This is a genomic window from Wolbachia endosymbiont (group A) of Trypoxylon clavicerum (genome assembly GCF_947251665.1).
Taxonomy (GTDB): Bacteria; Pseudomonadota; Alphaproteobacteria; order Rickettsiales; family Anaplasmataceae; genus Wolbachia; species Wolbachia pipientis.
Genome location: NZ_OX366374.1, coordinates 1,193,471 through 1,220,450, shown reverse-complemented (window position 1 = coordinate 1,220,450; position 26,980 = coordinate 1,193,471). Strand labels below are relative to the sequence as shown.

Below are 26,980 nucleotides of genomic sequence, written 5' to 3'. Positions count from 1 at the left end.
CTTTGCTTATAAAGGGTCACATACTTTCTTTAACCACTCCTTATCTTTGACGCTATTTTCTAAGTTTTTATAGACAAATCGATGATAGTCATTTATCCATTCAATTTCATCTTTAGTAAGCATTTGCACGTCTATTAGCCTTCTGTCATACGGAATAGAGGTCAGTTGTTTAAAGTTTAAGAAGCCATTTTCTTGTCTGTCAACATACATCAGATTTTCAATTCTTATTCCATACTCTCCCGGAATGTAATAACCAGGTTCGTTGGAAAGTATCATGCCTGGCGTGAGTTTCACTTTATTTCCCTTTGATATTGCTTGTGGTCCTTCGTGTACTGATAGGTAACTTCCTACTCCATGCCCTGTACCATGCATATAGTCCATTCCAAATTTCCATAAATGAGTACGTGCCAATATATCCAATTCTCCACCAGTAGTGCCAGGAAGAAAGATGACACTTGCTACAGCAATGTGCGCTTTCAATACTATTGTATAGCGGGTTATTTGTTCATCAGTTGGATTGCCAATTGCTACAGTTCTTGTCACATCAGTTGTGCCGTCAAGGTACTGACCACCAGAATCAATCAAATACAGTCCATCTTTCTGAATTACTTTATTCGTCTTACTGCTTGCACGATAGTGAATTATTGCCCCATTCTCATTAAATGCTGAAATTATTGGAAAACTTAGTTGCTTAAACAAATTCTGCTCTTTTCTGTATTCTAAAATCTTTTCTTCAGCTTCTAATTCTGTCATTTCATTGAACTTCTTATCTGAATAATTATCATCTTCCTTGGTGTCATTCCAGCGCGTGACGCTGGAATCTATGTTTTTTTCCTGGATCCCAGTGTCAGCTACTCGGATGACAGTAAATCTATTAGTAAGCCAATGTAGGAAGTTTGTAACTGTCACTCCATCTCTGATATGCGCATTTATAGCCCCAGCTATTTCAGTTTGGTTTTTTGCTGCTTTATAAATTAGACAAGGATCTTCTCTCTCAGCTACCTGTTTATCTTTTATTACAGCCATGATACTCATTGGAGTTGTGCTTGGATCTATAACTATTGAATTTAGCTTGTGCAGCGAATTTTCTAGCTCACTAATATCAAAAATATTTATATGATTGCCTAAATTTGCTTCTACAGTTGAATGTTCTTTATCTTGAATAAACAAATCAACATTACCGCTTTTATACAATATAGCACGGCCCAATATACATGGAGTATATTTAGCATTTTCATTTCTTAAATTTAATAACCATGAAATTGAATTTGGATCAGTTAAAAGCACTGCTTCAGCTTCTTTATCTATACTTTTAGCGACTTTTTCACATTTGTCCTTACTACTTTCACCAGCATATTTAATAGAATGTAAAATCACTGCTTGTTTTCGATAGTCACTTTTTTTTCCAGCTAAACAGGGTATTAATTTACAGATATTCTCATACTTTCTTATATCTTCTATGGTAAAATATTGCAAATAATAACCTAGTGAGGCAGTCGATGTTAAGTTTGCTTTTATCCATTCGCGTGGATCCTCTTCTTGTATATTATATACTTGAAAATTGCCCTGATCGAGCTGATTGTGAGCTTGTGTGATATAGCGTCCATCTGTAAAAAATGGGCACTTGTTGTTTTTTGTAACAATGAGCAGCCCATTTGTTCCTGTGAAGCCACATAACTTGGTTAACTCGTCTGAATATTCATTTAAATATTCGTCTTTAGTATGCAACACAAATGCATCAACGTTTATTTCGTGCATAAAAGAACGAAATTCTTTGATTTTTGACATGGAATACCTCACACAAAATTAGCAGCTACTTTCGTTTTCCTGTTTCTCAAATACACTAATATGCTAACTATCGCTGCGGGAGTGATGCCTTGTATTTGCTTTGCAATGCCAATTGTTGCTGGTTTTATCGTCTGCAACTTTTCTATTACTTCACTTGACAAGCCTTTAACTTGTGAATAGTTGAAGTTGATTGGAATTTGAGTATTGATTTCTTCTCGTAAAAACTTCATATCTGCTTCTTGTCTTATTAGATAAGGTTTGTATTTTGCTTCAATTTCAACCGCTTCGCATATTTCATTCTTAGTTATGCTACCCACTGCGGCGTCATTCCAGCACTCCATTTTGTCATTCCAGCGCGTGACGCTGGAATCTACATTTTTTCCAGTGTCAGCTGCATCCGTTTTGTTATCATTCCAGTGCTGGATCCCAGTGTCAGCTACTCGGATGACATGAGAGTGTCCTGAGATGACGGAAGAGGATCCAGTATCCGTTGTGCAGCGCGTGACGCTGCTTAACTCCGGCCATATTTCTTGTAATTTATTCCAGTCGATATTTGGGTAGCTAAGTAGATCTAGTGCCGTTTTTCTTATCCCATCATAAGATATTTTGATACCATAAGACCTAAGCTGCTCAGGAGTAATCGTCAGACTCCCTAACTTCTCTTCAAGCTGCTTAATGGATTCAAGTTTATTCTGTAAAACAGAGTATCTCTCATGCGAAACAAGGGAAATATCATAACCTTTTTGTGTTAATCTTCTATCTGCATTGTCTGACCTGATAGCTAGCCTATATTCTGCACGTGAGGTAAATAATCTATAAGGCTCGATCACCCCTTTGGTGACCAGGTCGTCTATCATTACGCCGATATACGAATCTGTACGATGGAGAACAAAGCTTTCTTTTTTTTCAGATGCAGAGAGTGCTGCATTAATTCCGGCAATAATTCCTTGCCCTGCTGCTTCTTCATATCCAGTAGTGCCATTAATTTGGCCGGCAAAATATAGACCTTTGACTTTCTTGGTTTCAAGAGTATGAAACAGCTCTCGTGGGTCAATATAGTCATACTCAACTGCATATCCAGACCTCAATATTTCTGCATTTTCAAGTCCTTTAATACTCTTTATCATTTCACGCTGCACTTCAACAGGCAATGAATTTGAAATTCCGTTTGGGTATACAGTATCATCATCCAGCCCTTCTGGTTCTAAAAATATTTGGTGGCTACTTTTTTCTGCAAATTTTTTAACTTTAACTTCAATTGATGGGCAGTATCTTGGTGCTATAATATCATCCAAATATGAAGAAGCTGACCTGTGAAGGTTCTCTCGAATTATTCTATGTGTATTTTTGTTAGTATGAGTAATAAAGCATGATACCTGAGGTTGGTTAATTTTTTCTGTTAAGTAAGAAAACGGCACAGGTGGACTATCACCCACTTGTTCTTGCAATATTGACCAGTTTATAGTGCCACGATCAAGCCTTGGCGGAGTTCCGGTACGCAATCTACCTAATTTAAAATTATATTTCTTCAACGTATTTGCAAGTTCTACGGCAGGCTTATCTCCCATTCTCCCTGAAGGAGTTACCTGCTCTCCTATATGAATCACACCCCGCAGAAAAGTCCCTGTAGTTAGAACGACTTTACTTGTCAGTATATGCTCCCCTGAGCTTGTTATTACAGCTTTAATGCACAATTCTCCATTGTTATTACTCTCTATAAGAAAATCGTCAACCGACTCTTCTTTTACCGTCAAATTATTATAATTTAGAATAATTTCCTGTATTGCTTGCTTGTATAATTTTCGGTCTGCCTGTGCACGCGGGCCCCATACTGCTGCACCTCTGCTGCTATTTAAAATGACTGAGTGTATACTTGCTTGATCGATTGCTCTTCCCATTATTCCATCAAGAGCGTCAACTTCCCTGACTACAACGCCCTTTGCAACTCCTCCGATTGCTGGATTGCAGGACATTTCTCCTATAGTTGAAATTTTATGAGTTATAAGCAGCGTGTTTGCACCAAGGCGAGCTGCTGCTGCTGCAGCTTCGCACCCTGCATGACCACCACCTACTACTACTACATCATATTTATGCATGCCTTCTTGAGTAATTCTTACTCTACTAATATTCTAACTATTAGCGGTTAATGTCAAATTTTACAGTAATTAACTATTTCAATCATCAGTGGCCAATGTATAGCTAACTCACGTCATACCGTCACGGTATCTCTAGATCCCGCTAACAAGCAGCGGGATGACGGTTTTTCAAATTATCGGGTTTTAGTGGGGCGAGCGACCAGGATCGAACTGGCGACATTCAGTACCACAAACTGACGCTCTACCAACTGAGCTACGCCCGCCAAGATATAAAATATCTAACATACGAGCGCAAATAGTCAATTGATTATTTAACTCTCCTTTTGCAGAGGGTTTTAAGTTTAGCCAATAAATATTTTCATTGATACTTTTACCATTATAGTTAATTGTATTGACACTAATGAAGTAGTGGTATGTTTAAAAGTATTTTCACATTTAGTTTTTTTACGGCTATTTCAAGGATCTCAGGGTTAATAAGAGATGTATTGATTGCTACGGTTATTGGTGCAAACTCTCTTGCAGACATATTTTTTTCTTCGTTTCGCTTTGCCAATCTATTTCGAGCATTTTTTGCAGAAGGAGCGTTCACTACCTCATTCATACCATTATATTCGACAGAATCATATGATAATAAAAAGGCATTTAATTTTGCAAGTAGTGTAATATCCATTACGTTTATTATCTTAGTAATTTTTTGCCTTATCATGCAAACTTTCTCCCCTTATATGATTCAAATTTTTGCTCCTGGATTTGACCAAAGTAAGTTTACCCTTACTGTTACTTTATCAAGAATTATGATGCCCTATATAATCTTTGTTTCAATTGCATCACTTATTGGTGGAATGCTGCAAGTAAAGCAGCATTTTGCTTCAACAGCTATTGCACCAATCGTTTTGAATCTCTGTTTAATCATCAGTTTGTTTGTGCCTTACGTAAAAACTCCAGCGCACAACCTTTCTATAGCTGTCCTTATAGGAGGAATTTTCCAGCTACTTTTGATACTATTTAGTGCATACAAGTTAAAGGCAGCTTTTTCTTTTAGCCTTGAATTAAGCAATGAAGTAAGGTTATTTTTTAAGCGTGTGATACCTGCAATTATCAACAATTGTGTAACTCAAATAAGCTTATGGATTGATACAATCATGGCGAGTTTTATACCAAATGCGGTGTCCTATATATATTATGCCGATAGACTAAATCAACTACCGCAGGGAATAATCGGTACTGCAATTGGCACAGTGCTTCTTCCTTTAATTTCAAAACAGGTGGATAATACTGAAAATATAGTCAAAATACAGAACAAGGCTCTCAACATAGGATTAATGTTAATTATGCCAACAACTGCTGCCTTTATCATTATTCCCGACATAATTTTACTTACGCTTTTTTCTTACGGCCGGTTTGATCATTATGCAGTGCAGCAAACTGTTCCCACTTTAATAGCATTTTCTCTTTCTTTACCTGCATTTATTATAAATAAAGTATTGCTACCTACATTTTTTGCTAAAGGCAATCTGAAAATACCAACCATATTTTCGCTAATGTGTCTTGGAATTAATGTAGTGCTAAACCTTTTGTTAATGAACGAGTATCAGCATACGGGGATTGCTATTGCTACTTCCGTTTCCACTTGGATAAACTCTATTCTATTAATTAGTTATTTAACAATAAATAAAATGTATAAGGTTAGCCAAGCGTTATTGTTAAATGTCATGAAAATTTTTGTAGCAACGGCAGTCATGTCAATAGCCCTTTATATTTTTAATTCTTTGTTGGCAGGATTATTTTTTGATAAAATGTTGGCTCGTATTGTTTATTTAACGACTTTAATAGCTTTGAGTGTTATTGTTTATTTTGGTATTCTCTATTTAATATTTAAGGGAAACTTTAAGCATGTGTAAATTATGAGACTTTCTTTATATGCTATATTATCAATCTCGCTGCTATTAATTCTCATGCATGTTGCTGCAACTTTTAAGGATTGGAGTGGCTACAGGAAATATATCATAAAAGAGTTAGAGAAGACGTATGATGCTAAAGTGCATATTGGGGGAAAAATTAAAGTTTCGTTGATTACCCCAAAGCTCACTATTTATAATGTATACGTACAATACAACGAAAATAAAGAGCAAAAGTTGTCAGATTTAATTAGTGTAAGAAAAATTGAAATAAGGCCATCGTTCCTATCGTTGTTTTTATTTTCGTTGCAACCAAAGTCAATCACATTGTTTGGCATGAAAAGCAACAAAGAAAATTTACTTAATATTATAAATACAAACGCCAGTGGTAACACAGTCGATATAGTAATAAAAGACAGCCAAGTAAGTTTCAAGAATGATTTCGCTGATATTGTTAACATAAAGGAAGTTGCTGTAAAAAAAAATAAGCAGTTTTTTGGTAAAGTAAAGGTAGGTGATAATAATTACGATTTTTCAGGAAAGGTTAATATCACAAAAAGGAATGTACACATTAGTGTTGAATCAAATTTTGTAAATTTGCTATTTACAGGTAATAGAAATCAAGAAGAACTCCAGGGTAATTTAACATTAACAATTAATAACAGTTCCGGTTCTGTGAGTGATTTAGCAAAAATCATTAATCTTAGCTTTCTCTCTTGTGTTATTCCTAGCGAAAATATCAAGATATCATCCAATATAAGTCTTAATGAAAGTGAGTTTACGGCAACTGACTTAAAAATTGATTCCAAAAGCATGCAAGCCAGCGGTACAATACAAAATGATAGAAAAGGCAATCACACTAATTTCAATATTAGCTTCAGTAAAGTTGACTTAGATTTCATGCAAGATGATTTACAAAAAACAATGAATATGAAGGATCTTCTGGAATGTTTTAGAGCAGTTGTGCCAAAGAACTTGAGCTTAAATTTTAATATGGAAGCTTCTAACATTCAATATCAAAACAAAATATTGGACAATTTCCGTGCTGTACTAAAATCCACTGATGGTAAAGTAAAAGTTAATACGCTTCTTAAATTTCCTGGAATCAATAATATATCTTACTTATCAGGAGAGATCTCAAATAATAATGCCCTATCTGAATTCGACGGTGATTTATTAGTCGAAGGAGGTGATTTTGAGTCATTCATTTCATGTTTTTTCCCTTCTATAAAGATGAAAGAAAACCAGAAAAATCAATTTACACTAAGTTCTAAATTGCACCTTGCACCAAGAATATTATCTATCTCAGACATTAGACTGCTAAATAATAAGGAATCCTTGCAAGGGTCAATTAGAGTAAGCCACACAAAAAAACACAATGTGATCAATGGTGAATTTAGTATGCATAATCTTGATGCAGATAAATATGATCATTCATTATTTAGCAGTTTATCTAAAATGCAATGGCTGAAAAATTTTCAGTATGATGCAAATATAAAGGCCAGTGTTAATGACTTTACATTGAATGATACGAAAATTAAAAATTTGGATTTTTTGCTAAAAATGGAAAAAGGTAAGCTGGTTGCAGATAAAATAAAGCTATATGGAGAAGATTTCGATATTACCGGTAATGCAAAAATATTAGCAGATCAAAAATACGCCAAACCTTTATTAGATGTTAACCTTACGGGCAGTAAATTTAATGGAAATATCTTTAAATTACCGAATTTAGTAGAGGTAAAAAGAAATTCAAGAAATGAGATAGATCAAATTCAATGGTCAACAAAGCAGCTTGATTTTTTGGATGACAAAGAAGGCTTTGATGCAAATGTGCAAATCAATACTACAGAATTTAAAACCGAGCAGAATGTTTTGAAAGATTTTAATTTGGATGCGGTGATTAGAAACAACACTATCACTATCAGGCAGATAAGTTACGTACTAGGACACGGGCAAGTGTTTTTTCAGGGTTATTTAAGATCAGATTCAATGCACACAAAATTTTTCATTTCCAATTTTGACACTAAAAAGATTAGTAAGGTTATAGGAATTGACAATGTAAATGGTCAGATAAGCTTAAGTGGTGAAATCAAAACTCAAGGAAAAAGTTTTCATGATTGGGCTAATAGCTTATCAGGAGATGTAAATTTACAAGCGCAGGGAATAGAATTTACTAATGTGGATTTTAATTCATTTATCACTAATTTGTTAAGCAGTAAGAATAAATCTGAAATTTCCACACTTGCTTATGTTGATATATATAATGGCAAGACATTTTTTGAAAATATTAGCGGAAAAGCAAGTATTAAGAGTGGTATATGTTCAACTAGTTTACAGTTCGGGATTGATCAAGCATCAGGGTCGATCTCTTCTAATTTAACCTTATCTAACTTCGCTTTAGTTTCTATATTCAGGTTCTTTTTCATACCACCAAACTATAGTAATCCAATCTATATCGATATGCATTTGGATGGCCCTATTTGGCGTCCTAAGATGAGTTTTGATGTAGACCAAATCTTCATCGCTCTGGTTGGCAAGAGGAATAGCTAATTTACTTAGGTGTACGATTTAGGGGACAATAAACTCATCTGAACGGATACAAACTTAACCTAACTCATCACCACCTGGCAGTGGTGGCAAGCCAAAAGCTTCTCTTTTTTCGTTGAGCGTCATGAAGCTTGCGTTTTCTACGTATTTCCACAACTTTTGTCTCTTTTCCATGAGAATTTCTATTGCATCTTTGTCATACGACAAGCACAGATCTTCACCAAATCTTGGTATCAGCCAAGAATTCAGGTGACAGATAATATTTTCTAGGCTCTGTGGACAAAAAATATGAAAAGAGAGAAAAAGATGGTAGTTTAGCCTAATAGGTAAAAAATGGAGAAACTACCATATGCAATATTACATCAAAGAGGAAAATTGGAAACAAATTTTAGAGTTCATAAAAAGCGTAAAAGGAATGCACAGCAAAGATGAAAAACGTTTAAGAATATTCATAGAGGCAGTGTGGTACATAGTGCGAAGTGGTTGCCAATGGAGACTTTTATCAAAAACTTATGGTAATTACAGGAGTATACATAAGCGATTTAAAAGATGGTGTGAAAGAGATGTCTGGAAAAAATTGCTTGAATATACTAAACAAGAGCCTGATTTAGAAGTTGCTATAATCGACGGTACGATCATCCGAGCCCATCCATGTTCATCTGGATATACAAAAAACTCCAAGGATCAAGAAGCTTTAGGGAGGAGCAAAGGTGGCTTTACAACTAAAATACATGCGCTTGTCGATGCACTTGGAAATCCACTTAAATTTACTCTGACTCCTGGTCAAAGAAATGAAATTACGCAGGCACAAGTGTTGACCGAAAGTATCTATAACTCTACTGTAGTAGCTGACAAGGGCTACGATAGCAATGCCTTTGTTACAAGTCTTGAAGACAAGGGATGTACAGTAGTTATTCCGCCAAAACGGAATCGAAAAGTGCAAAGGTATTACGATGAGCATATCTACAAAGAACGTCATTTGATTGAGTGTTTTTTTGGTAAAATTAAAAATTTTAGGCGCATTTTTTCCAGATTTGATAAAACTGCTGAGGTTTTTATTGGTTTTCTCAATTTTGTTGGAGCTCTTGTATGGCTTCTCTAAAATTTTGTCCACAGAGCCTAGATTTGTTTTTTCAATTAAGTTTATTTTCCATTTTCTCTGCCAGCTTTTTAGAAGCTTTTCTTTACTAATTGCTAAATTTATGTCTTGAAACTCCTCAAAGTAGACTAATTTACTAACATTGTACTTTGACGTGAAACCGGAAATGGCTTTGCTTTTATGCTCCCAAATTCGTTTGATTAAATTTGATGTTATACCTATATACAGGGTTCCATTTCGTTCACTTGCAAGTATATAAACATAATAACTTTTCATATATAGTAACCTGGATCCCAGTGTCTGGGCACTGGGATGGCACCATTTATTGTAAGGACTTACCTCACATTTACTCTATGATTATCTTTTTAGATCACCTTGTCTACCTATTTTGCCACTCTGCTGAACGGATACAAAATATATTTAATGTTTATATGATGTACTTACTTATAAATGTCTTTTCTGTGTCCTATCTCTGTGATAACCACTTCATATTTTATAATATTTACGGAATAGATAACGCGATAATCACCTACCCTTAATCTTTTTTGTCCTTTAAATCTGTAATATAATGACTCACCAAGGTTCAACTGTAAGGCGCTTATTTATCGCATTTATGATCCTTAATCTTATTGTTTTTGGAAGAGCTGGAAGGTCTTTCTCAAGAACGCTTTCTATGAAGATAATATTGTATTCCAGTCTACATCCTCACTTCTAATTTTCTTCACACCTGAAACATTACGTCTAGCAGCACGCTCAATTAGTATTTTATCTTCCTCATTTTCAATTGCTTCTTGTATTAGCTTCTCTGCTAGTTCTTTAATGGACTTATTTCTTATTTTAGCCAGTCCAGCAAGACACTCTGAAATTTCGTTGTTGAAAGTTATGCTAGATTTTGAGTTTGCCATATATTTTACCTAAAATCTACTAATAATTATACAACATTTTTCTGAATTTTTCAATAAAAAAAGTTGCCTATACGTAAAGAGGACCTGTGTTGACAAATAATTAAACATTTGTCATGTACTATGTTTGTTAAGGAGAAATAGCATAGAAGTTAGTATTAAGTATATTAGGAATAAGGAAGGCTGCGCTCAGTGTCACACACTGGAATAACAGGAAAAAACGAACTGCTATACTAAAAAAAAAGAAATTGAACATGACAGAATGGCTAATATCTAATCAGCTTATTGATTATAATTGTGCTGTAAAATCTATGGAAGAGAAAATTCAACAAATTCACAATAATTTAGCAGACGAATTGGTATGGCTACTCCAGCACCCTCCACTTTACACTGCAGGAATCAGTGCAACAGCTGATGATATTGTTGAAAAACTATTTCCCATATATAAAACAGGAAGGGGTGGTAAACACACATATCATGGTCCAGGACAGCGCATTATATATTTAATGTTAAACCTTAAAAAAAGAAACAAATGCGATATAAAGCTATATATTAGAGATCTAAGTAAGTGGATCATAAATGTTTTAAAGCAATTTAATATACTTGGAGAGTTTAGAGAAGATAGAATAGGCATTTGGGTAAACCATAACGAAGTAGAAAAAAAAATTGCAGCTTTTGGTATCCGTTTAAGAAAATGGGTAACTTATCATGGCATAGCGCTTAACGTCTTTCCAGACCTCTCTCACTATAAGGGTATTATTCCTTGTGGGTTGCAAGGTTATGGCGTCACGTCAATGGAAGAACTAGGAGTGAAAGTTCCACTCTCTGAATTGGATGATATACTAAAAAAAGAGTTTTATAAGATATTTTAATGATTGTTTATCTTTTATATTTCATTCTCACTTTATGTGCTAACACAAGTATTCATGCAATCGACCAAGTTGATATTATTGCTCCTTCTTCGAAGGGAAAAGAATCAGATCTGACTACTATAAAAGAATATGTAGAAGCTTTGGATTTTAATCCCCATATTTCGGAGAAAATATATAGTAATGATAATCCATTTTATTCCAACTCTGATGAATTCAGAGCAAATGATTTGATTAGTGCACTAACTAATGATAGTAAAATAATCTGGTGTATCAGAGGAGGAGAAGGGGCTTCTCGGTTAATTCCCTATCTAGAAAAGTTACCCAATGATAAAAAAGAAAGGATTGCTCAAAACAAAAAAATCCTCATAGGCTATAGCGATATAACTGCCTTGCACATCCATCTACAAGCTAAATATGATTGGCAAACTCTTCACGGCACCATGTTGGAAATGATAGTAAATAACTCCATTTCTGAAAGCTCTGTTGAAAAATTGAAAGAGTTAATTCTTAACAAGCGGGATTCTATCAGATTTGATAACCTAAAGACGATAAATAATGGCATTAGACTAAAAGATGGCAGATTAGAGTCTAAAATCATCGGTGGTAATATGACTCTAGTTGAAAATAGTATAGGAACCGCTTGGCAAATAAATGCGAAAGGTAAAATTCTATTTTTAGAGGACATAAGAGTTTACCCATATGCAATAGAGCGCAGTTTAGATCACCTAAAACAAGCCCACATCTTTGATGGAGTACATGCAGTAATCTTTGGGGATTTCGTTAACTGCTATAACGATAACCTTGTTGAAGTTGTAAAAGAAAGGTTTGCAAAAAGTGTTAACTTTCCTGTATTTACAATAAAAGGGGTAGGCCATGGACATACAAATGATCCTTTACCTTTTAACACTCACGCTATTATTAGCGTTCAAGACGAAAAAGAAGGTTTGTTTTTTATGGACGTGCAAAATGTTAACTACACATAGCTGATAGCTCACTAGGCTCTGTGGACAAAATTTTAGAGAAGCCATACAAGAGCTCCAACAAAATTGAGAAAACCAATAAAAACCTCAGCAGTTTTATCAAATCTGGAAAAAATGCGCCTAAAATTTTTAATTTTACCAAAAAAACACTCAATCAAATGACGTTCTTTGTAGATATGCTCATCGTAATACCTTTGCACTTTTCGATTCCGTTTTGGCGGAATAACTACTGTACATCCCTTGTCTTCAAGACTTGTAACAAAGGCATTGCTATCGTAGCCCTTGTCAGCTACTACAGTAGAGTTATAGATACTTTCGGTCAACACTTGTGCCTGCGTAATTTCATTTCTTTGACCAGGAGTCAGAGTAAATTTAAGTGGATTTCCAAGTGCATCGACAAGCGCATGTATTTTAGTTGTAAAGCCACCTTTGCTCCTCCCTAAAGCTTCTTGATCCTTGGAGTTTTTTGTATATCCAGATGAACATGGATGGGCTCGGATGATCGTACCGTCGATTATAGCAACTTCTAAATCAGGCTCTTGTTTAGTATATTCAAGCAATTTTTTCCAGACATCTTTTTCACACCATCTTTTAAATCGCTTATGTATACTCCTGTAATTACCATAAGTTTTTGGTAAAAGTCTCCATTGGCAACCACTTCGCACTATGTACCACACTGCCTCTATGAATATTCTTAAACGTTTTTCATCTTTGCTGTGCATTCCTTTTACGCTTTTTATGAACTCTAAAATTTGTTTCCAATTTTCCTCTTTGATGTAATATTGCATATGGTAGTTTCTCCATTTTTTACCTATTAGGCTAAACTACCATCTTTTTCTCTCTTTTCATATTTTTTGTCCACAGAGCCTAGGAGAGCTAAATTTAATGGTATATCATGACACAGAAGACTATCATCAAGTACAAGTTGAGGTAGAAGATGAAGAAATGTGGAACGAGTTGCAAGAAATAGGAGAAATCGTAGGAAAGGGTTGTTTATTTGGTGGAATGTCTGTTAAAGAAGTAGTGGAAAAAGGCAGCTTTACTAGGCTCTGTGGACAAAATTTTAGAGAAGCCATACAAGAGCTCCAACAAAATTGAGAAAACCAATAAAAACCTCAGCAGTTTTATCAAATCTGGAAAAAATGCGCCTAAAATTTTTAATTTTACCAAAAAAACACTCAATCAAATGACGTTCTTTGTAGATATGCTCATCGTAATACCTTTGCACTTTTCGATTCCGTTTTGGCGGAATAACTACTGTACATCCCTTGTCTTCAAGACTTGTAACAAAGGCATTGCTATCGTAGCCCTTGTCAGCTACTACAGTAGAGTTATAGATACTTTCGGTCAACACTTGTGCCTGCGTAATTTCATTTCTTTGACCAGGAGTCAGAGTAAATTTAAGTGGATTTCCAAGTGCATCGACAAGCGCATGTATTTTAGTTGTAAAGCCACCTTTGCTCCTCCCTAAAGCTTCTTGATCCTTGGAGTTTTTTGTATATCCAGATGAACATGGATGGGCTCGGATGATCGTACCGTCGATTATAGCAACTTCTAAATCAGGCTCTTGTTTAGTATATTCAAGCAATTTTTTCCAGACATCTCTTTCACACCATCTTTTAAATCGCTTATGTATACTCCTGTAATTACCATAAGTTTTTGGTAAAAGTCTCCATTGGCAACCACTTCGCACTATGTACCACACTGCCTCTATGAATATTCTTAAACGTTTTTCATCTTTGCTGTGCATTCCTTTTACGCTTTTTATGAACTCTAAAATTTATTTCCAATTTTCCTCTTTGATGTAATATTGCATATGGTAGTTTCTCCATTTTTTACCTATTAGACTAAACTACCATCTTTTTCTCTCTTTTCATATTTTTTGTCCACAGAGCCTAGATGTGGAAGGTGGGGCGACCAAAATTCTAAAAGTAGTGAGACCTTTTCTTGGGTGAGCAAATTAAAAGATACCAAAACGACATCTGTAGGACGTTCTTGATTGGTGGCTATGTTTTTACATAGCCATAATTATTGCAAAGTAAAGTAGTTCTTGAAATTTAATCAAAATTACCATAAAAAATTTACCTTAACTAGCATTGCTTGTAGAAGTGGATTGAAGATATATTCAGGCAATATTATTTATTGGCAAGCGCTTTTATCACTGAATGCACAATATCACGCAACGTTTCATCCTTAATTTTCCTGTATTCCCTCACTAGCCTTGATATTTCTTCACTACCCACATCGCTACAAAAGGCCTTATCGTGTAAGTCTTCAGAAGCTTTGGTAAAAAAATATGACATATCAACGGACAAAGCTTCTGCCAAATTATACAATCTATCAATTACAAGCCTTACCTCTCCAGTTTCATATCCTTGTATATGCTGAAATGAAATTCCGAGCTTTTTTCCTAAGTCTCTTTGGCTAAAACCGCATATTAACCTTCTCTTCCTTATTCTTTCACCTATTTGTTTATCAATAGGATGTTGTTCATCTTGTACAATCATTTATTAATATATTAACTGAGGTATTGAAGCAATACTAACTCTCATTGTAACTTTGAGAAAAAGATTTTACCAATATATAAACTACGCTACGTAACCTTTTGCTTTTAATTTCATTATATCCTTTGACTAATTTTAGTATTTCTTCATCATAAGTTTCATGTGAGTCGACATGCACATCAGTAAAAAAATCAGCCACATTAATCGATAGTGCTTTTGCTAAGTCGTATAGCCTACTGGCCAAAATTTGGTTTGAACTATTTTCGTACCTTTGTATTTGTCTATACGAAACGCCTATTTTCTTTCCCAACTCAGTTTGTGTTAAACCACAGTATAATCTAAGTTCTTTTATTTTTTTGCCTAATTCCACCTTTCATTACTAATTTTAGCTGCTCAAGCTTATATTGAATTTTTTAATTTATGAAGTAGAAAAAAAGAAGGAAAGTTGGAGAACTTTCCTTCCGGTCTACAGATTACAATAAACCACTATCATAAAAACTAAAGTGGCTCTTCTGTGTTACGATTATGTGATCTATTAATTTCATTCCTACATTTTCGCAGGTTGCAGCTAATGTAAGTGTGTTATCCTCATCCTCCTTTGATGGTTCTGTATCTCCACTTGGATGATTATGTGAAATTGCAATAGATGATGCATCGATCAGTAATCCCTGTTTGATTATTTCTCTCACATATAGAGGTACTCTGTCTATAGTTCCACAGTCTTGAATATACTCGTATATCAAATGACCACTTCGATCTAAGTATATTACTCGCAAGCTTTCCTTTCGTGACTGCCCTATTGCTGTTTTAAAGTATTTTAGTAGCTCTTCTCTGTTATCAAGAATCGACAGCTTTTTTAACTTACCTTTCAGTATCCTATCGAAAATCTCTTTCAGACAAAAGATACTTGCTATTGCTCCATCATTCATTCCTGTAACATTTTTTAGCTCATGAAAGTCAGCGTTAATTACCCTTCCTAAACTACTAAAGAGCTCTATTAGCTTTTTGGCCACTTCTCTTCCTTCTTCACATTCAGATAGAGTACGTTCCAGTAGCTCATGGTCAAGTAAAGACCTGCCTCTACTTGATAAAATGCGAGTTTCCAATTTTTCTTTTCTCTCACTATTATTCATAAAAACCTCCAAGGTCAACATTATATACAAATTCAACGCCAGCTTTCTGACGCAGTAGTTCTCGAGGAATAACCCTTTTGAACTCTAAATTTGCAATGTTGTCCTTGTTGCTTTAAAAGCTGGAATACCATTTGCCATATGAATTTGTGCATTGACATTTACTGTGCTAATTCCCTGAAGCGCAACGGTATTTATATTTGCAATCATAATATATTATATAAAATTGTTAATACAATATATTAAAGAAGCGATGAAGTAAAGGCTACAGCAATTAAAGATGGCTTAACTTAGCAAAAAAGTGTAGTATTCTATCACTTTGCTGATTACAAATGTTTATAAGGATAATCACTTTTTTCTTACTATATTCAAGTACGGCTTTTTGTAGTGATTGTAATTTTAATTTACCATACTGTGGGCTCAGTTGTAATCTGGATCTATCATATAGAAATTTAAGTAATATAAAAAAGTTATTGAATAACGACGATAAGTTTGTTGCGCTTACGTTTGATGATGGGCCTTCCAACAATAGAATAAACGATATTATTAATGTTCTGGAAAGCTATGAAGCAAAAGCAACATTTTTTGTGCTTGGTGAACGTATAAATGAAAAAACGTCTGAAATAGTAAAGAAAATTCATGAATCAGGTCATGAGTTAGGCAATCACTCTTGGTCGCATAGGAAGTTGACATCACTTTCAAGTGAGGAACAATTGCAAGAATTGGAAAAGACAAATACAGCAATTAAAAATGCAATAAAACAAGATGTAAAATGGTTTCGTCCGCCATATGGATGTTATGACGATAATCTGATTGAAAATACTGATCAATTAAATATGTATTCAATATTATGGACAGTTGATTCGCTAGATTGGCAAGGTGATAAGCCAGAAACTTTAGTTGAAAGAGTTTTAAGTAATGTACATAATGGAGCAGTTATACTGTTTCATGATCACAATAACAGGTCAAACACAATTGAAGCTTTACCTCATATTATTAAAATACTAAAAAAATCAGGTTATAAGTTTGTGACCTTAAGTGAGTGGGAAAAAAGGGTTTGTAATACGGTAAAAGCCAGAAGTATAACAATAAAAGAGGGGAAAAAAGTGCATTTTGAAGGAATGTTATGTGGACAAAAAACAAAGTCTTTAACCGCAGAGCATTCATATTAGGTGGTATTCAGCTTACCATTTCTGCGGTTTTTAGTTGCAGGTTATATAATTTACAAATACGAAACAGACAAAAGTACGAAGCACTATCTAATAGTAATAGAATAAGAGTTGCTACTATTATGCCTAAGCGGGGCAAAATTTTAGATAGGAATAGCATTGAACTTGCGGTAAACAAAATTTCGTATGTTGTTTTGTTTGATGGTTCTGGTAAGGAAGTTGATTTGCAGACATTATCAGAAGTCGAGTCTAAAATAGCAAAATCGTCAGAAAAAATAACTGCTCTTTATAAACGTTATTACCCGTTTGGTTCAATGTGTTCTCATGTAATCGGATATACAAAAAGACAGCAAGGCATAAGCGAAGTAGGAATCAGCGGTATTGAATATACATATGATCATATATTGAAAGGCAAGTCAGGAAAATCTGAGCAGGAAATAAATTCTAAAAAACGCGTCATAAAAGAATTATCAAGCATACCACAACAAGACGGACAAGATGTACAACTGACAATTGATATTAATCTGCAAGAGAAAACCGCAGAGGTATTTAAAGATCACCAAGGCTCCGCAGTGGTAATTGATGTAAATAATGGAGAAATTTTAGCATTATATAATTCACCTTCTTACGATAATAATCTTTTTGCTAGCAGGCTATCAAATGAGACTTGGGAAAACTTGAATGCTCCTTCATTACCGCTTGTGAATCGTGCGTTATCATATCAAATTCCACCTGGTTCAATATTTAAAGTAATAGTTGCGCTTGCGGGTTTAAAAGACGGGATAATAACACCAGAAGAGAAATTCTCGTGCAAGGGCTATATGAAAATAGGTGAGCGGAAATTTCGTTGTCTGAAAAGCAAAGTCCATGGGTATATATCTTTAAATGAGGCAATGGCATTATCATGCAACACTTACTTTTATAATATAGGAAAAAAAATAAGTGTAGACTCTCTAGTAGAAATGGCCAGAAAATTTGGTATTGGAAGTGGGCCACTGATTGGAACGTTTAAAGAAGAAGCTCCAGGGTTGTTGCCAGATAGAGATTGGCGTACACGAAAGCTATATTCGCAGTGGTATTTAGGTGACACTATCAACTTAGTTATAGGACAAGGGTATATGCTTACAACACCACTACAGCTTGCAGTTCTTGCAGCGAGGATTGCAACAGGAAAAGAGGTAATTCCCCACATTAAGATGAATGAAACGATACAAGATTTTCCCGATATTGATGTGGATTGTGAGCATCTTAGCATAGTTCGAAAAGCTATGTTTGATGTGGTGAATTCTAAAACTGGAACCTATAAGAAAGGGCTAAGCGGTATACAAATTGCCGGTAAAACCGGTACACCAGAGATAAACTCTAAGGGCGAAAGTCATAAGTTATTTATCGCTTATGGCCCTTACCATAACCCGCGCTATGCAATCTCTGTGTTTATAGAACACGGCAAAGCCCCACGCCAAGATGTTGCTATAGCTAATGAAATATTTCAGTATATGCTTGAAACTATGAGTATTAAACTTCTTGCATAACCATATAACAAACTTTTATTGGGAATAGAAACGAAAAAACTTACTTGACACCCTTCGCCAGCCCCCTTATCATGGAACTGAAGCTATTGTATTTGCTTTCGCCAATCTACAGATTAAAAGGTAAGGATTACTTAATGTATCGGCGTCTTATGTTCAATTTTTTACAGTATATAGATACTGTATGTCTTTACAAAACTTCATCTACATCTAGATTTTTATCTAAATAAGCTGAACGCGCTTATAAAGCGTTACAAGACATCAAAAAATGCCAATACTCGACAGAGATAGTAAAAGACTAGCTAACTCGGGGGTTCTTTGTCTTTTTTTCTGCTTAGTAAATTTCTTAAACATTTGCAGCGTAAGTTAGTTGCAATTAAAAGCGGCTGAATCTCGCTTATCAAGCGTTTAAAACATAAAAAACGCCAATATTTTAAAGCGGATAATAACCCCAGGGCTTCTTTTGCCTTTTTTTTCATTTGGTAAATTTCTTAATATTTATAGCTAAACAACAACCGTCATCCCGCTACTTATTAGCGGCTGAGATACCGCAGCGGTATGACGGTTCGCGGCGGCATAGTAATTCGTCATCCCGCTGCTTGTTAGCGGGATCTAGAGATACCGCGACGTCTCACCTATAGCCTTCAGTGCTCCTTTTTTTGTCATCCCAGCGTCACGCGTTGGTTTCAACATTATATCATGAACTTTCTAAAATTCATTGAGTTATGCTTTCAAACGGTAGTGCCGGGGTGTGAGTATAACGATTATCAGTATATAAAAGTCATAGCAGACAGGCTGGAAGCAGCGAGCGCTGGTGAAGTGAAACGAATAATATTCAATATGCCTCCGCGTTCAATGAAATCCCTGTGCGCTAGTGTTGCGTGGCCCGCATGGATACTGGGAAACCAACCAACTGCGAGAATAATAGTTGCAAGTTATTCTCAGCGGCTCAGCGAAAAGCACTCGCTTGACACCAGGTGCGTGATGCAGTCTAGTTGGTATAGAGCGCTATTTCCAGAGATAGAACTATCCAAAGACCAGAATACCAAATATAAATTTCAAACAGTGCAGAGAGGATACAGAATCGCAACATCAGTTGGTGGAACACTAACTGGTGAAGGTGGTGATTTTATCATTGTGGACGATCCGCTCAGTTCTGCTCAAGCTTTGAGTGAAACGCTTAGAAAGCGTGCCACAAACTGGTTTGATCAGACTTTAGTAACCAGGCTGAACGATAGAAAAAAAGGAGTCATCGTTCTTGTAATGCACAGGCTACACCAGGAGGACTTAACTGGACACCTTCTCTCCAAGCCAAAAAACATATGGCATCATATTTGTTTGCCAATGATTTCTGAAAATAAGCAGGTTATTTATTCAATCAAAAAGCCAATGCCTCCCGTTCCTGTCATCCGAGTAGCTCAGCACTGTGCGACCAGGCGATTATATAATAAACCAGCGTCACCTGTAAGGATATTATATTCAAGAGAAGAAGGTCAGTTGCTATATCCCCTCGATGGAGGAAAAGAAGAAGTTGAGACGATAAAAGTTGAACTTGGGAGTTATGCTTTTGCTGCGCAATATCAACAAAACCCTCTGCCGCTTTCAAGTGGTATAGTCAAACGAGAGTGGCTAAAGCGCTATAAAAATGTTCCTGATAATCTCTCGCATGTAACACAAAGTTGGGATACTGCGGTTTCAACAAGCGACATGAGCAACTTTAGTGTCTGCACCACCTGGGCAAAAATAGATAATAAATTCTATTTACTTGATGTATATCGCGCAAAGCTTGAGTATCCAAAGCTTAAAGAACAAGTTTTATCACTAGCTGCAAGATGGTCACCACACGCGATTTTGATCGAAGCCAAAACAAGTGGTCAGCAATTAGCACAAGAGCTGAAGGCAAACAGTCATTTGCCCATTATCGAAATAGTGCTACATGATGGTAAGCTCACTCGATTCCACCGGATTGCTCCGATGATAGAGTCTGGCAAGGTTTTTCTGCCGCACCAAGCAGTATGGCTGAACGATTTTGAGTATGAAATTTTAATGTTTCCAGAAACGCGCCACGACGACCAAGTGGACAGTACCGTGCAATATTTGCAGTGGGTGAGAGATAGTAGATACCGTCTTGTAAGTCAACGAGAAAAATATAAAAATGTTATCTTTTGGTCCATATAAGTTTGTTCCAACAAGTTTAAAGTATAACAAAAAGAATCGCTGGAGCGTAATTGAATGTATTGATGTAATGCCGTCACTTCAAAACATAGGACAAGGAGTAGAAAATATAGAGCTAGGCTCTGTGGACAAAATTTTAGAGAAGCCATACAAGAGCTCCAACAAAATTGAGAAAACCAATAAAAACCTCAGCAGTTTTATCAAATCTGGAAAAAATGCGCCTAAAATTTTTAATTTTACCAAAAAAACACTCAATCAAATGACGTTCTTTGTAGATATGCTCATCGTAATACCTTTGCACTTTTCGATTCCGTTTTGGCGGAATAACTACTGTACATCCCTTGTCTTCAAGACTTGTAACAAAGGCATTGCTATCGTAGCCCTTGTCAGCTACTACAGTAGAGTTATAGATACTTTCGGTCAACACTTGTGCCTGCGTAATTTCATTTCTTTGACCAGGAGTCAGAGTAAATTTAAGTGGATTTCCAAGTGCATCGACAAGCGCATGTATTTTAGTTGTAAAGCCACCTTTGCTCCTCCCTAAAGCTTCTTGATCCTTGGAGTTTTTTGTATATCCAGATGAACATGGATGGGCTCGGATGATCGTACCGTCGATTATAGCAACTTCTAAATCAGGCTCTTGTTTAGTATATTCAAGCAATTTTTTCCAGACATCTCTTTCACACCATCTTTTAAATCGCTTATGTATACTCCTGTAATTACCATAAGTTTTTGATAAAAGTCTCCATTGGCAACCACTTCGCACTATGTACCACACTGCCTCTATGAATATTCTTAAACGTTTTTCATCTTTGCTGTGCATTCCTTTTACGCTTTTTATGAACTCTAAAATTTGTTTCCAATTTTCCTCTTTGATGTAATATTGCATATGGTAGTTTCTCCATTTTTTACCTATTAGGCTAAACTACCATCTTTTTCTCTCTTTTCATATTTTTTGTCCACAGAGCCTAGGCTCTGTGGACAAAATTTTAGAGAAGCCATACAAGAGCTCCAACAAAATTGAGAAAACCAATAAAAACCTCAGCAGTTTTATCAAATCTGGAAAAAATGCGCCTAAAATTTTTAATTTTACCAAAAAAACACTCAATCAAATGACGTTCTTTGTAGATATGCTCATCGTAATACCTTTGCACTTTTCGATTCCGTTTTGGCGGAATAACTACTGTACATCCCTTGTCTTCAAGACTTGTAACAAAGGCATTGCTATCATAGCCCTTGTCAGCTACTACAGTAGAGTTATAGATACTTTCGGTCAACACTTGTGCCTGCGTAATTTCATTTCTTTGACCAGGAGTCAGAGTAAATTTAAGTGGATTTCCAAGTGCATCGACAAGCGCATGTATTTTAGTTGTAAAGCCACCTTTGCTCCTCCCTAAAGCTTCTTGATCCTTGGAGTTTTTTGTATATCCAGATGAACATGGATGGGCTCGGATGATCGTACCGTCGATTATAGCAACTTCTAAATCAGGCTCTTGTTTAGTATATTCAAGCAATTTTTTCCAGACATCTCTTTCACACCATCTTTTAAATCGCTTATGTATACTCCTGTAATTACCATAAGTTTTTGGTAAAAGTCTCCATTGGCAACCACTTCGCACTATGTACCACACTGCCTCTATGAATATTCTTAAACGTTTTTCATCTTTGCTGTGCATTCCTTTTACGCTTTTTATGAACTCTAAAATTTGTTTCCAATTTTCCTCTTTGATGTAATATTGCATATGGTAGTTTCTCCATTTTTTACCTATTAGGCTAAACTACCATCTTTTTCTCTCTTTTCATATTTTTTGTCCACAGAGCCTAAAGTTTGATCCTTTAAGTTATGGGCGATTACAATTACGTCACCATTACCAACTTTCACTGCTCTTGGTTGAAAGTAACTATTGCCCACATTTGCAAGACTATTATTATCAATATTCTTTTGTAATTTTCTTTTATCTAAATGTTCAACTGAAGGAGTATTAACTGATTGTTTAATTCCGTAAGTGTTAAAAGATAAGCCTTTAACGCATTTTTCTCCTTCTTCGCTAATTCCTTCTTCAGGAAAGATAACTCCAACTTTATCTATTTCAGCTGAATCTTCTATTAATGTGAGAGATAATTGATCTTTGAATTCATTTGCTACGCTGATATTTGTACCACATTCGTATGTTTTTGATTGATATAATGGACTAATAAGTAATTTTACTTTACTGCTCCCATTACCATTATCTTGATAGCTGAGTCCGTAAGCAACTCCATTCCCCTCAATTAATTCTACGTTTGTTGGATTAAAACCTATCGCTTCTTTAATTTCCGGTGTATTTGAGTTGATCCCGAGCAATCTTCTTAATATAGACATAATTTTATTTAAAATATTAATAAAATGCTATTATGATTACTCCTGTGTGTTAATGTCAATGAAAATTTTAACTAAAATTAAAAAATTAATATAATATTTTATACTAAAAGGTAAATATAAGCTTGAAGAGGGCTAAGAAGCTTTATGCTATTTCTCAAAAAACCAACAATTGCAATCATTGGTTCTACAGGTATAATCTGTTAAAGTTTACACGAGTCTCATGAATGATAGAAAAAGAAGAGCAGTTTAGTTTGACATCAGAAAACCTCAAGAAAGCAGGAAAGTTTATAGAGATGTATCCCAAAGATAGAGAAGGTAGTGCTGTTATGCCTTTACTATACCTGGTTCAAGAGCAATGCGGATGGGTTTCTGAATCTGCTATGCGTTATGTTGCTGATATGCTGCATATTCCACATATTCGTGTATATGAAGTGGCAAACTTTTATACCATGTATAATTTAAAACCAGTAGGCAAATATCTAATACAAATTTGTAGAACAACTCCTTGCTGGTTATGCAATAGTGAAGAAGTTTTAAACACCTTTAAAAAGAAACTTGGAATCAATATCGGTGAGACTACTAAAGACAATTTGTTCACTTTAAAAGAAGTTGAATGCCTAGGTGCATGCGTTAATGCTCCCGTTGTGCAGATCAATAATGACTTCTATGAAAATCTTACTCCTGAGAAAGTAGAAAACATCATAGCAGAACTTTTAGGCAAATAGATGAAAGAAGAATTTGCATTTAAGATAATCAAGCAATCAGGTTCTGCAAGAGTTGGAACAATTAAAACTCCAAATGGAAGCGTAGAAACCCCCGCTTTTATATTCTGCGCAACAAAAGCTGCAATTAAAGCTGCAGATATTGAAAGAATAAGTGAAGCTGGTACCCAAATCATACTTTCCAACACCTATCACCTAATGCTTCAACCAGGAGAGAATACTGTTGCAAAACTTGGTGGTTTGCACAAAATGATGGGATGGAATGGGCCAATGCTAACTGATTCAGGTGGATATCAGATATTTAGCTTAGGCCACGGATCAGTTTCGGAAGAGATAAAAGGAATAAGAAAAAAACAAAAAACTTTGATCAAAATTAATGAGGATGGGGCAATTTTCCGTTCTTACATTAATGGTAAAACTTATTGTTTAACTCCTGAAAAATCTATACAAATTCAACAGAAATTAGGTGCAGATTTAATCCTAGTTTTAGATGAATGCACTCCATTTCACGTAAGCAAAGAGTACACAGCAAAATCAATGCTCATGAGCCACAGATGGGCTGAACGCTCTTTAAATGAATTTGAAAAAAACAATAATGGCAAGCAGGCACTGTATGGAATTAGTCAAGGCGGGGTACATCAAGATTTACGTAGAGAAAGTTGTGATTTTATCAACAATTTACCATTTTTCGGTCAAGCAATAGGTGGATCACTTGGTCAAAGTAAAGAGCAGATGTACGATGTAGTTTCTTTCACTATGGACCACCTAAAAAAAGACAGGCCTACTCATTTGCTTGGTATTGGTGGAATTGTGGACATCTTTCATGGAGTAAGTCTTGGAATTGACACGTTTGATTGTGTGCATCCAACCCGCTTAGCAAGGCATGGTGGCGCACTTGTTAAAGTAAAAAACAGAAATTCTATTTCTTCAAAGTGCAAAGAGCATATTAATTTGCGGAATCAACAATTCGAGCTAGACGATAACCCAATTGAAAGTGACTGTTTATGTTTTACCTGCAGAAAACATTCAAGAGCTTATATACACCATTTACTGAAAGCTAAAGAGCTCCTGGCTTACACGCTCGTTACCATTCATAATATTTTCTTTATGAATAAGTTAATGGCATCAATAAGGCAGGCAATATTGGATGATAGGCTAGATCAGGAAAAAAATAATTGGATTAGTGAAATACCATTGCACTTTGATTTGGCCTCTCTTTAAGTCTTTTCTTCATTAGACTTCTTGCATAACCATATAACGAACTTTTATTGGAAATAGAAACAAAAAACTTACTTGACAAACTCCGCCAGCCCCCTTATCATGATACTGAAGCTATTTATTTATCTTCGCAATCTGTGCAGGTTAATGACAAAAAACTTAGGGTATTTGGCGTCTCATGTTTAATTTTTCGCACTACGTGCATCGCATGTCTTTAAAAATTTTTAGGTTTTTACCTATATAAGCCGAAACGCGCTTACAAAGCGTTTAAGACAGCAAAAAACGTCAAATTGACAAGGGAGAATTTGAATGCTAGCTACTACGGGGTTTCTTTGCCTTTTTTCCTGCTTAGTAAATTTCTTAAACACTTGCGGTGTAGGTTAGTTGCAAGTTAAAAGCAGCTAAATCGCTCTTAATCAAGCGTTTTAGAATAAAAAAAACGCCGATATTTTAGTACATGGTAAATAGCCAACCACCACGGGGCTTCTTTTGCCTTTTTTTTCATTTGGTAAATTTCTTAATATTTATGGCTAAACGACAATCGTCATCCCGCTACGTGTTAGCGGGATCTATGTTAAGGTATGACGGTTAAGTAAGGGATCTATGTTAAGCTTACTATTACCCACAAATAAAAACATAATATTGTATCTACTCAAATAGTTTAATTTTATTAACCTGAAAGCTTATGAGATTAAAATTATTAAACTAAGAGTTATAATTTTAGCAACTAAAAGCTGTAAATTGCACCATATAAACAGTTATTTCAAGCAAAAATTATGCCATTAAGAGCTATGCAGCAAACATTTATATTTGTGGGTAATAGTAAGATGTTAAGAGGTACCGCGAATGAATCGCGGTATGACGGTTAAGTAGGGTGTCATCCCAGTGCTCCTATAATGTCATCCCAGTGTCAGCTACTTGGATGACATTATAGGAGCACTGGGATGACAGGAGAAGGAGGCTACTTAGATGACACCGTCTTGGATGGAAACCAGTGTCAGCTACTTTCATGACACCTTGACAACCGTCATCCCGCTACTTGTTAGCGGGATCTATAGACCTGCTGCAAAAGGTGATTGAAAAAATGATGTGAGAGGGGTAGAAGAAGAATAAGCAGATCAAGTAAGGAAAAAAAATGAGCTTTAGTTACTATAATATGAAAAAACACCCAAGAAACTTTCGTAATATAACAGGTTTAAGTATAGAGGAGTTCGAAAAAGTAGTAGAAAAAGTGAGGTCTGGATGGAAAAAACTTGAAAAACAGAAAAAGTGTCATGGTAGAAGATCAAAACTACCAACTCTGGAAGATAAGTTGTTTTGCGTAATTTTGTACTATCGCACTTACATAACACATAGATTTTTAGGATGCCTATTCAATGTGCACAACGCAAATGTATGTAGGTTACTTAAGAGAATAGAGCCATTACTCGCCAAAAAAGTGACTATAACAAAAGATAGAAGTATGACGCCAGAAAAAATACTGAAGATTTTGGCTGATGTTACAGAACAGCAAATACAGAGGCCAGAAGATAGTAAAAAACGGAAGAAATCATATTCAGGAAAAAAAAGAACCAACACTATGAAAACTGAGATTATTATCGAAGAAGGAGGAAGAATTTTATCAGTGTCAAAGTCATACCGTGGTAGAATTAGTGATTTTCGCATAAGGAAACAAGAAAAATATTTACCACTTGATAGCATAAAACATGCTGATTCTGGATATCAAGGTTGGCAAAAATTGCAAAGCAATGTTATAATTCCATATAAAAAGTATCGTAAAAAGCCATTAACTCCAGAGCAGAAAGAGCATAATAGAAGGTTAGCATCATTTAGAATGAGAGTAGAAAATAAGATCCGAGAGATAAAGATATTTAAGATTATGTCGAATGTTTATCGCAATTTTCAGAAAAAATATAACTTGAGGTTCAATATTATTGCTGGTATTGTAAATCTTAAGCACGCCTTTTAGTTAACCTTGATTTTATTCAC

General features: G+C 35.3%; 25 protein-coding genes, 1 tRNA gene and 2 pseudogenes. 11 read left to right on the top strand and 17 right to left on the bottom strand.

Annotated features, from left to right (window positions below; genetic code table 11):
* Window positions 1-6: 6 nt before the first annotated feature.
* The 3 genes from OPR60_RS06275 to OPR60_RS06265 all read right to left on the bottom strand — a co-directional run bounded on the left by OPR60_RS06275 (window position 7) and on the right by OPR60_RS06265 (window position 4,147).
* Window positions 7-1,788, bottom strand: a complete 1,782-nt coding sequence (locus tag OPR60_RS06275) for an aminopeptidase P family protein (protein WP_265040275.1) — start codon at window positions 1,786-1,788, stop codon at window positions 7-9.
* An 8-nt stretch (window positions 1,789-1,796) separates the two neighbouring features.
* The gene (gene mnmG / locus OPR60_RS06270) at window positions 1,797-3,884 is read right to left on the bottom strand and encodes a tRNA uridine-5-carboxymethylaminomethyl(34) synthesis enzyme MnmG (RefSeq protein ID WP_265040274.1); all 2,088 of its coding nucleotides are present in this window, start codon (window positions 3,882-3,884) and stop codon (window positions 1,797-1,799) included.
* 187 nt (window positions 3,885-4,071) lie between these two features.
* Window positions 4,072-4,147, bottom strand: a tRNA-His gene (locus tag OPR60_RS06265).
* 150 nt (window positions 4,148-4,297) lie between these two features.
* Here OPR60_RS06265 and murJ point away from each other — a divergent pair.
* Both murJ and OPR60_RS06255 read left to right on the top strand, forming a co-directional pair.
* On the top strand, window positions 4,298-5,785 hold the full coding sequence (gene murJ, locus OPR60_RS06260) for a murein biosynthesis integral membrane protein MurJ (protein WP_010962984.1): 1,488 nt from the start codon (window positions 4,298-4,300) through the stop codon (window positions 5,783-5,785).
* Window positions 5,786-5,788: 3 nt separating this feature from the next.
* Window positions 5,789-8,332, top strand: coding sequence for an AsmA family protein (locus OPR60_RS06255; RefSeq protein WP_065094783.1), 2,544 nt, complete (start codon window positions 5,789-5,791; stop codon window positions 8,330-8,332).
* Window positions 8,333-8,386: 54 nt separating this feature from the next.
* Here the strand turns inward: OPR60_RS06255 and OPR60_RS06250 are convergent.
* Window positions 8,387-8,602 (bottom strand): annotated as a pseudogene (locus tag OPR60_RS06250) (phage portal protein); the annotation flags it as partial.
* A 76-nt stretch (window positions 8,603-8,678) separates the two neighbouring features.
* Here OPR60_RS06250 and OPR60_RS06245 point away from each other — a divergent pair.
* A complete protein-coding gene (locus OPR60_RS06245) occupies window positions 8,679-9,431 on the top strand; it encodes an IS5 family transposase (RefSeq protein WP_265039650.1) in 753 nt (250 codons plus the stop codon).
* Window positions 9,432-9,452: 21 nt separating this feature from the next.
* Here the strand turns inward: OPR60_RS06245 and OPR60_RS06240 are convergent.
* The 3 genes and pseudogenes from OPR60_RS06240 to OPR60_RS06230 form a co-directional block, all read right to left on the bottom strand.
* Window positions 9,453-9,704: pseudogene (locus tag OPR60_RS06240) on the bottom strand (GIY-YIG nuclease family protein); the annotation flags it as partial.
* A gap of 164 nt (window positions 9,705-9,868) precedes the next feature.
* Window positions 9,869-10,015 (bottom strand): type II toxin-antitoxin system RelE family toxin, encoded by a 147-nt coding sequence (locus OPR60_RS06935; protein ID WP_245611038.1) that lies wholly within the window; start codon window positions 10,013-10,015, stop codon window positions 9,869-9,871.
* A gap of 84 nt (window positions 10,016-10,099) precedes the next feature.
* On the bottom strand, window positions 10,100-10,333 hold the full coding sequence (locus OPR60_RS06230) for a DUF6290 family protein (RefSeq protein WP_265040273.1): 234 nt from the start codon (window positions 10,331-10,333) through the stop codon (window positions 10,100-10,102).
* A 227-nt stretch (window positions 10,334-10,560) separates the two neighbouring features.
* On the opposite strand from OPR60_RS06230, the gene lipB reads away from it, so the two are divergent.
* Window positions 10,561-11,202 carry a lipoyl(octanoyl) transferase LipB gene (gene lipB / locus OPR60_RS06225; protein WP_265040353.1) on the top strand — a complete coding sequence of 214 codons (642 nt, stop codon included), beginning with the start codon at window positions 10,561-10,563 and terminating at the stop codon, window positions 11,200-11,202.
* On the top strand, window positions 11,202-12,185 hold the full coding sequence (locus OPR60_RS06220; RefSeq protein ID WP_265040272.1) for an LD-carboxypeptidase: 984 nt from the start codon (window positions 11,202-11,204) through the stop codon (window positions 12,183-12,185). The genes lipB and OPR60_RS06220 overlap by 1 nt, the downstream gene beginning before the upstream one ends.
* 32 nt (window positions 12,186-12,217) lie before the next feature.
* On the opposite strand, the gene OPR60_RS06215 is transcribed toward OPR60_RS06220, so the two are convergent.
* The 7 genes from OPR60_RS06215 to OPR60_RS06185 all read right to left on the bottom strand — a co-directional run bounded on the left by OPR60_RS06215 (window position 12,218) and on the right by OPR60_RS06185 (window position 16,026).
* Window positions 12,218-12,970 (bottom strand): IS5 family transposase, encoded by a 753-nt coding sequence (locus OPR60_RS06215; RefSeq protein WP_265039965.1) that lies wholly within the window; start codon window positions 12,968-12,970, stop codon window positions 12,218-12,220.
* A gap of 126 nt (window positions 12,971-13,096) precedes the next feature.
* Window positions 13,097-13,258, bottom strand: coding sequence for a hypothetical protein (locus OPR60_RS06210; RefSeq protein WP_265040271.1), 162 nt, complete (start codon window positions 13,256-13,258; stop codon window positions 13,097-13,099).
* Window positions 13,246-13,932, bottom strand: a complete 687-nt coding sequence (locus OPR60_RS06205) for an IS5 family transposase (protein WP_406829797.1) — start codon at window positions 13,930-13,932, stop codon at window positions 13,246-13,248. Before OPR60_RS06205 ends, OPR60_RS06210 begins: the two co-directional genes overlap by 13 nt.
* A gap of 385 nt (window positions 13,933-14,317) precedes the next feature.
* Window positions 14,318-14,689 carry a helix-turn-helix domain-containing protein gene (locus OPR60_RS06200; RefSeq protein WP_041582616.1) on the bottom strand — a complete coding sequence of 124 codons (372 nt, stop codon included), beginning with the start codon at window positions 14,687-14,689 and terminating at the stop codon, window positions 14,318-14,320.
* Window positions 14,690-14,723: 34 nt separating this feature from the next.
* Window positions 14,724-15,056, bottom strand: coding sequence for a helix-turn-helix domain-containing protein (locus tag OPR60_RS06195; RefSeq protein ID WP_041582615.1), 333 nt, complete (start codon window positions 15,054-15,056; stop codon window positions 14,724-14,726).
* A 103-nt stretch (window positions 15,057-15,159) separates the two neighbouring features.
* Window positions 15,160-15,819, bottom strand: coding sequence for a JAB domain-containing protein (locus tag OPR60_RS06190; RefSeq protein ID WP_012673223.1), 660 nt, complete (start codon window positions 15,817-15,819; stop codon window positions 15,160-15,162).
* An 84-nt stretch (window positions 15,820-15,903) separates the two neighbouring features.
* On the bottom strand, window positions 15,904-16,026 hold the full coding sequence (locus tag OPR60_RS06185; protein WP_255317433.1) for a hypothetical protein: 123 nt from the start codon (window positions 16,024-16,026) through the stop codon (window positions 15,904-15,906).
* Between the two features lie 122 nt (window positions 16,027-16,148).
* Here OPR60_RS06185 and OPR60_RS06180 point away from each other — a divergent pair, with 122 nt between their 5' ends.
* From OPR60_RS06180 to terL, 3 genes are all read left to right on the top strand, one after another.
* The gene (locus tag OPR60_RS06180; RefSeq protein ID WP_320109790.1) at window positions 16,149-16,988 is read left to right on the top strand and encodes a polysaccharide deacetylase family protein; all 840 of its coding nucleotides are present in this window, start codon (window positions 16,149-16,151) and stop codon (window positions 16,986-16,988) included.
* Window positions 16,943-18,517 carry a penicillin-binding transpeptidase domain-containing protein gene (locus tag OPR60_RS06175; protein ID WP_065094700.1) on the top strand — a complete coding sequence of 525 codons (1,575 nt, stop codon included), beginning with the start codon at window positions 16,943-16,945 and terminating at the stop codon, window positions 18,515-18,517. Before OPR60_RS06180 ends, OPR60_RS06175 begins: the two co-directional genes overlap by 46 nt.
* Window positions 18,518-19,213: 696 nt before the next feature.
* Window positions 19,214-20,692, top strand: coding sequence for a phage terminase large subunit (gene terL / locus OPR60_RS06170; RefSeq protein ID WP_265040267.1), 1,479 nt, complete (start codon window positions 19,214-19,216; stop codon window positions 20,690-20,692).
* 133 nt (window positions 20,693-20,825) lie between these two features.
* Here terL and OPR60_RS06165 read toward each other — a convergent pair whose 3' ends face one another.
* The 3 genes from OPR60_RS06165 to OPR60_RS06155 form a co-directional block, all read right to left on the bottom strand.
* Window positions 20,826-21,578 carry an IS5 family transposase gene (locus OPR60_RS06165; RefSeq protein ID WP_265039650.1) on the bottom strand — a complete coding sequence of 251 codons (753 nt, stop codon included), beginning with the start codon at window positions 21,576-21,578 and terminating at the stop codon, window positions 20,826-20,828.
* A gap of 100 nt (window positions 21,579-21,678) precedes the next feature.
* Window positions 21,679-22,431 carry an IS5 family transposase gene (locus OPR60_RS06160; RefSeq protein ID WP_265039632.1) on the bottom strand — a complete coding sequence of 251 codons (753 nt, stop codon included), beginning with the start codon at window positions 22,429-22,431 and terminating at the stop codon, window positions 21,679-21,681.
* A gap of 26 nt (window positions 22,432-22,457) precedes the next feature.
* Window positions 22,458-23,051: a hypothetical protein gene (locus OPR60_RS06155; protein WP_265040266.1), complete on the bottom strand. Its 594-nt coding sequence runs from the start codon at window positions 23,049-23,051 to the stop codon at window positions 22,458-22,460.
* Between the two features lie 224 nt (window positions 23,052-23,275).
* Between OPR60_RS06155 and nuoE the strand changes: the two genes are divergently transcribed.
* From nuoE to OPR60_RS06140, 3 genes are all read left to right on the top strand, one after another.
* A complete protein-coding gene (gene nuoE / locus OPR60_RS06150) occupies window positions 23,276-23,776 on the top strand; it encodes an NADH-quinone oxidoreductase subunit NuoE (protein WP_265040264.1) in 501 nt (166 codons plus the stop codon).
* The gene (tgt, locus tag OPR60_RS06145) at window positions 23,777-24,994 is read left to right on the top strand and encodes a tRNA guanosine(34) transglycosylase Tgt (RefSeq protein WP_065094689.1); all 1,218 of its coding nucleotides are present in this window, start codon (window positions 23,777-23,779) and stop codon (window positions 24,992-24,994) included.
* 1,153 nt (window positions 24,995-26,147) lie between these two features.
* Window positions 26,148-26,960, top strand: coding sequence for a transposase (locus OPR60_RS06140; protein WP_265040287.1), 813 nt, complete (start codon window positions 26,148-26,150; stop codon window positions 26,958-26,960).
* The last annotated feature ends 20 nt before the right edge of the window (window positions 26,961-26,980 follow it).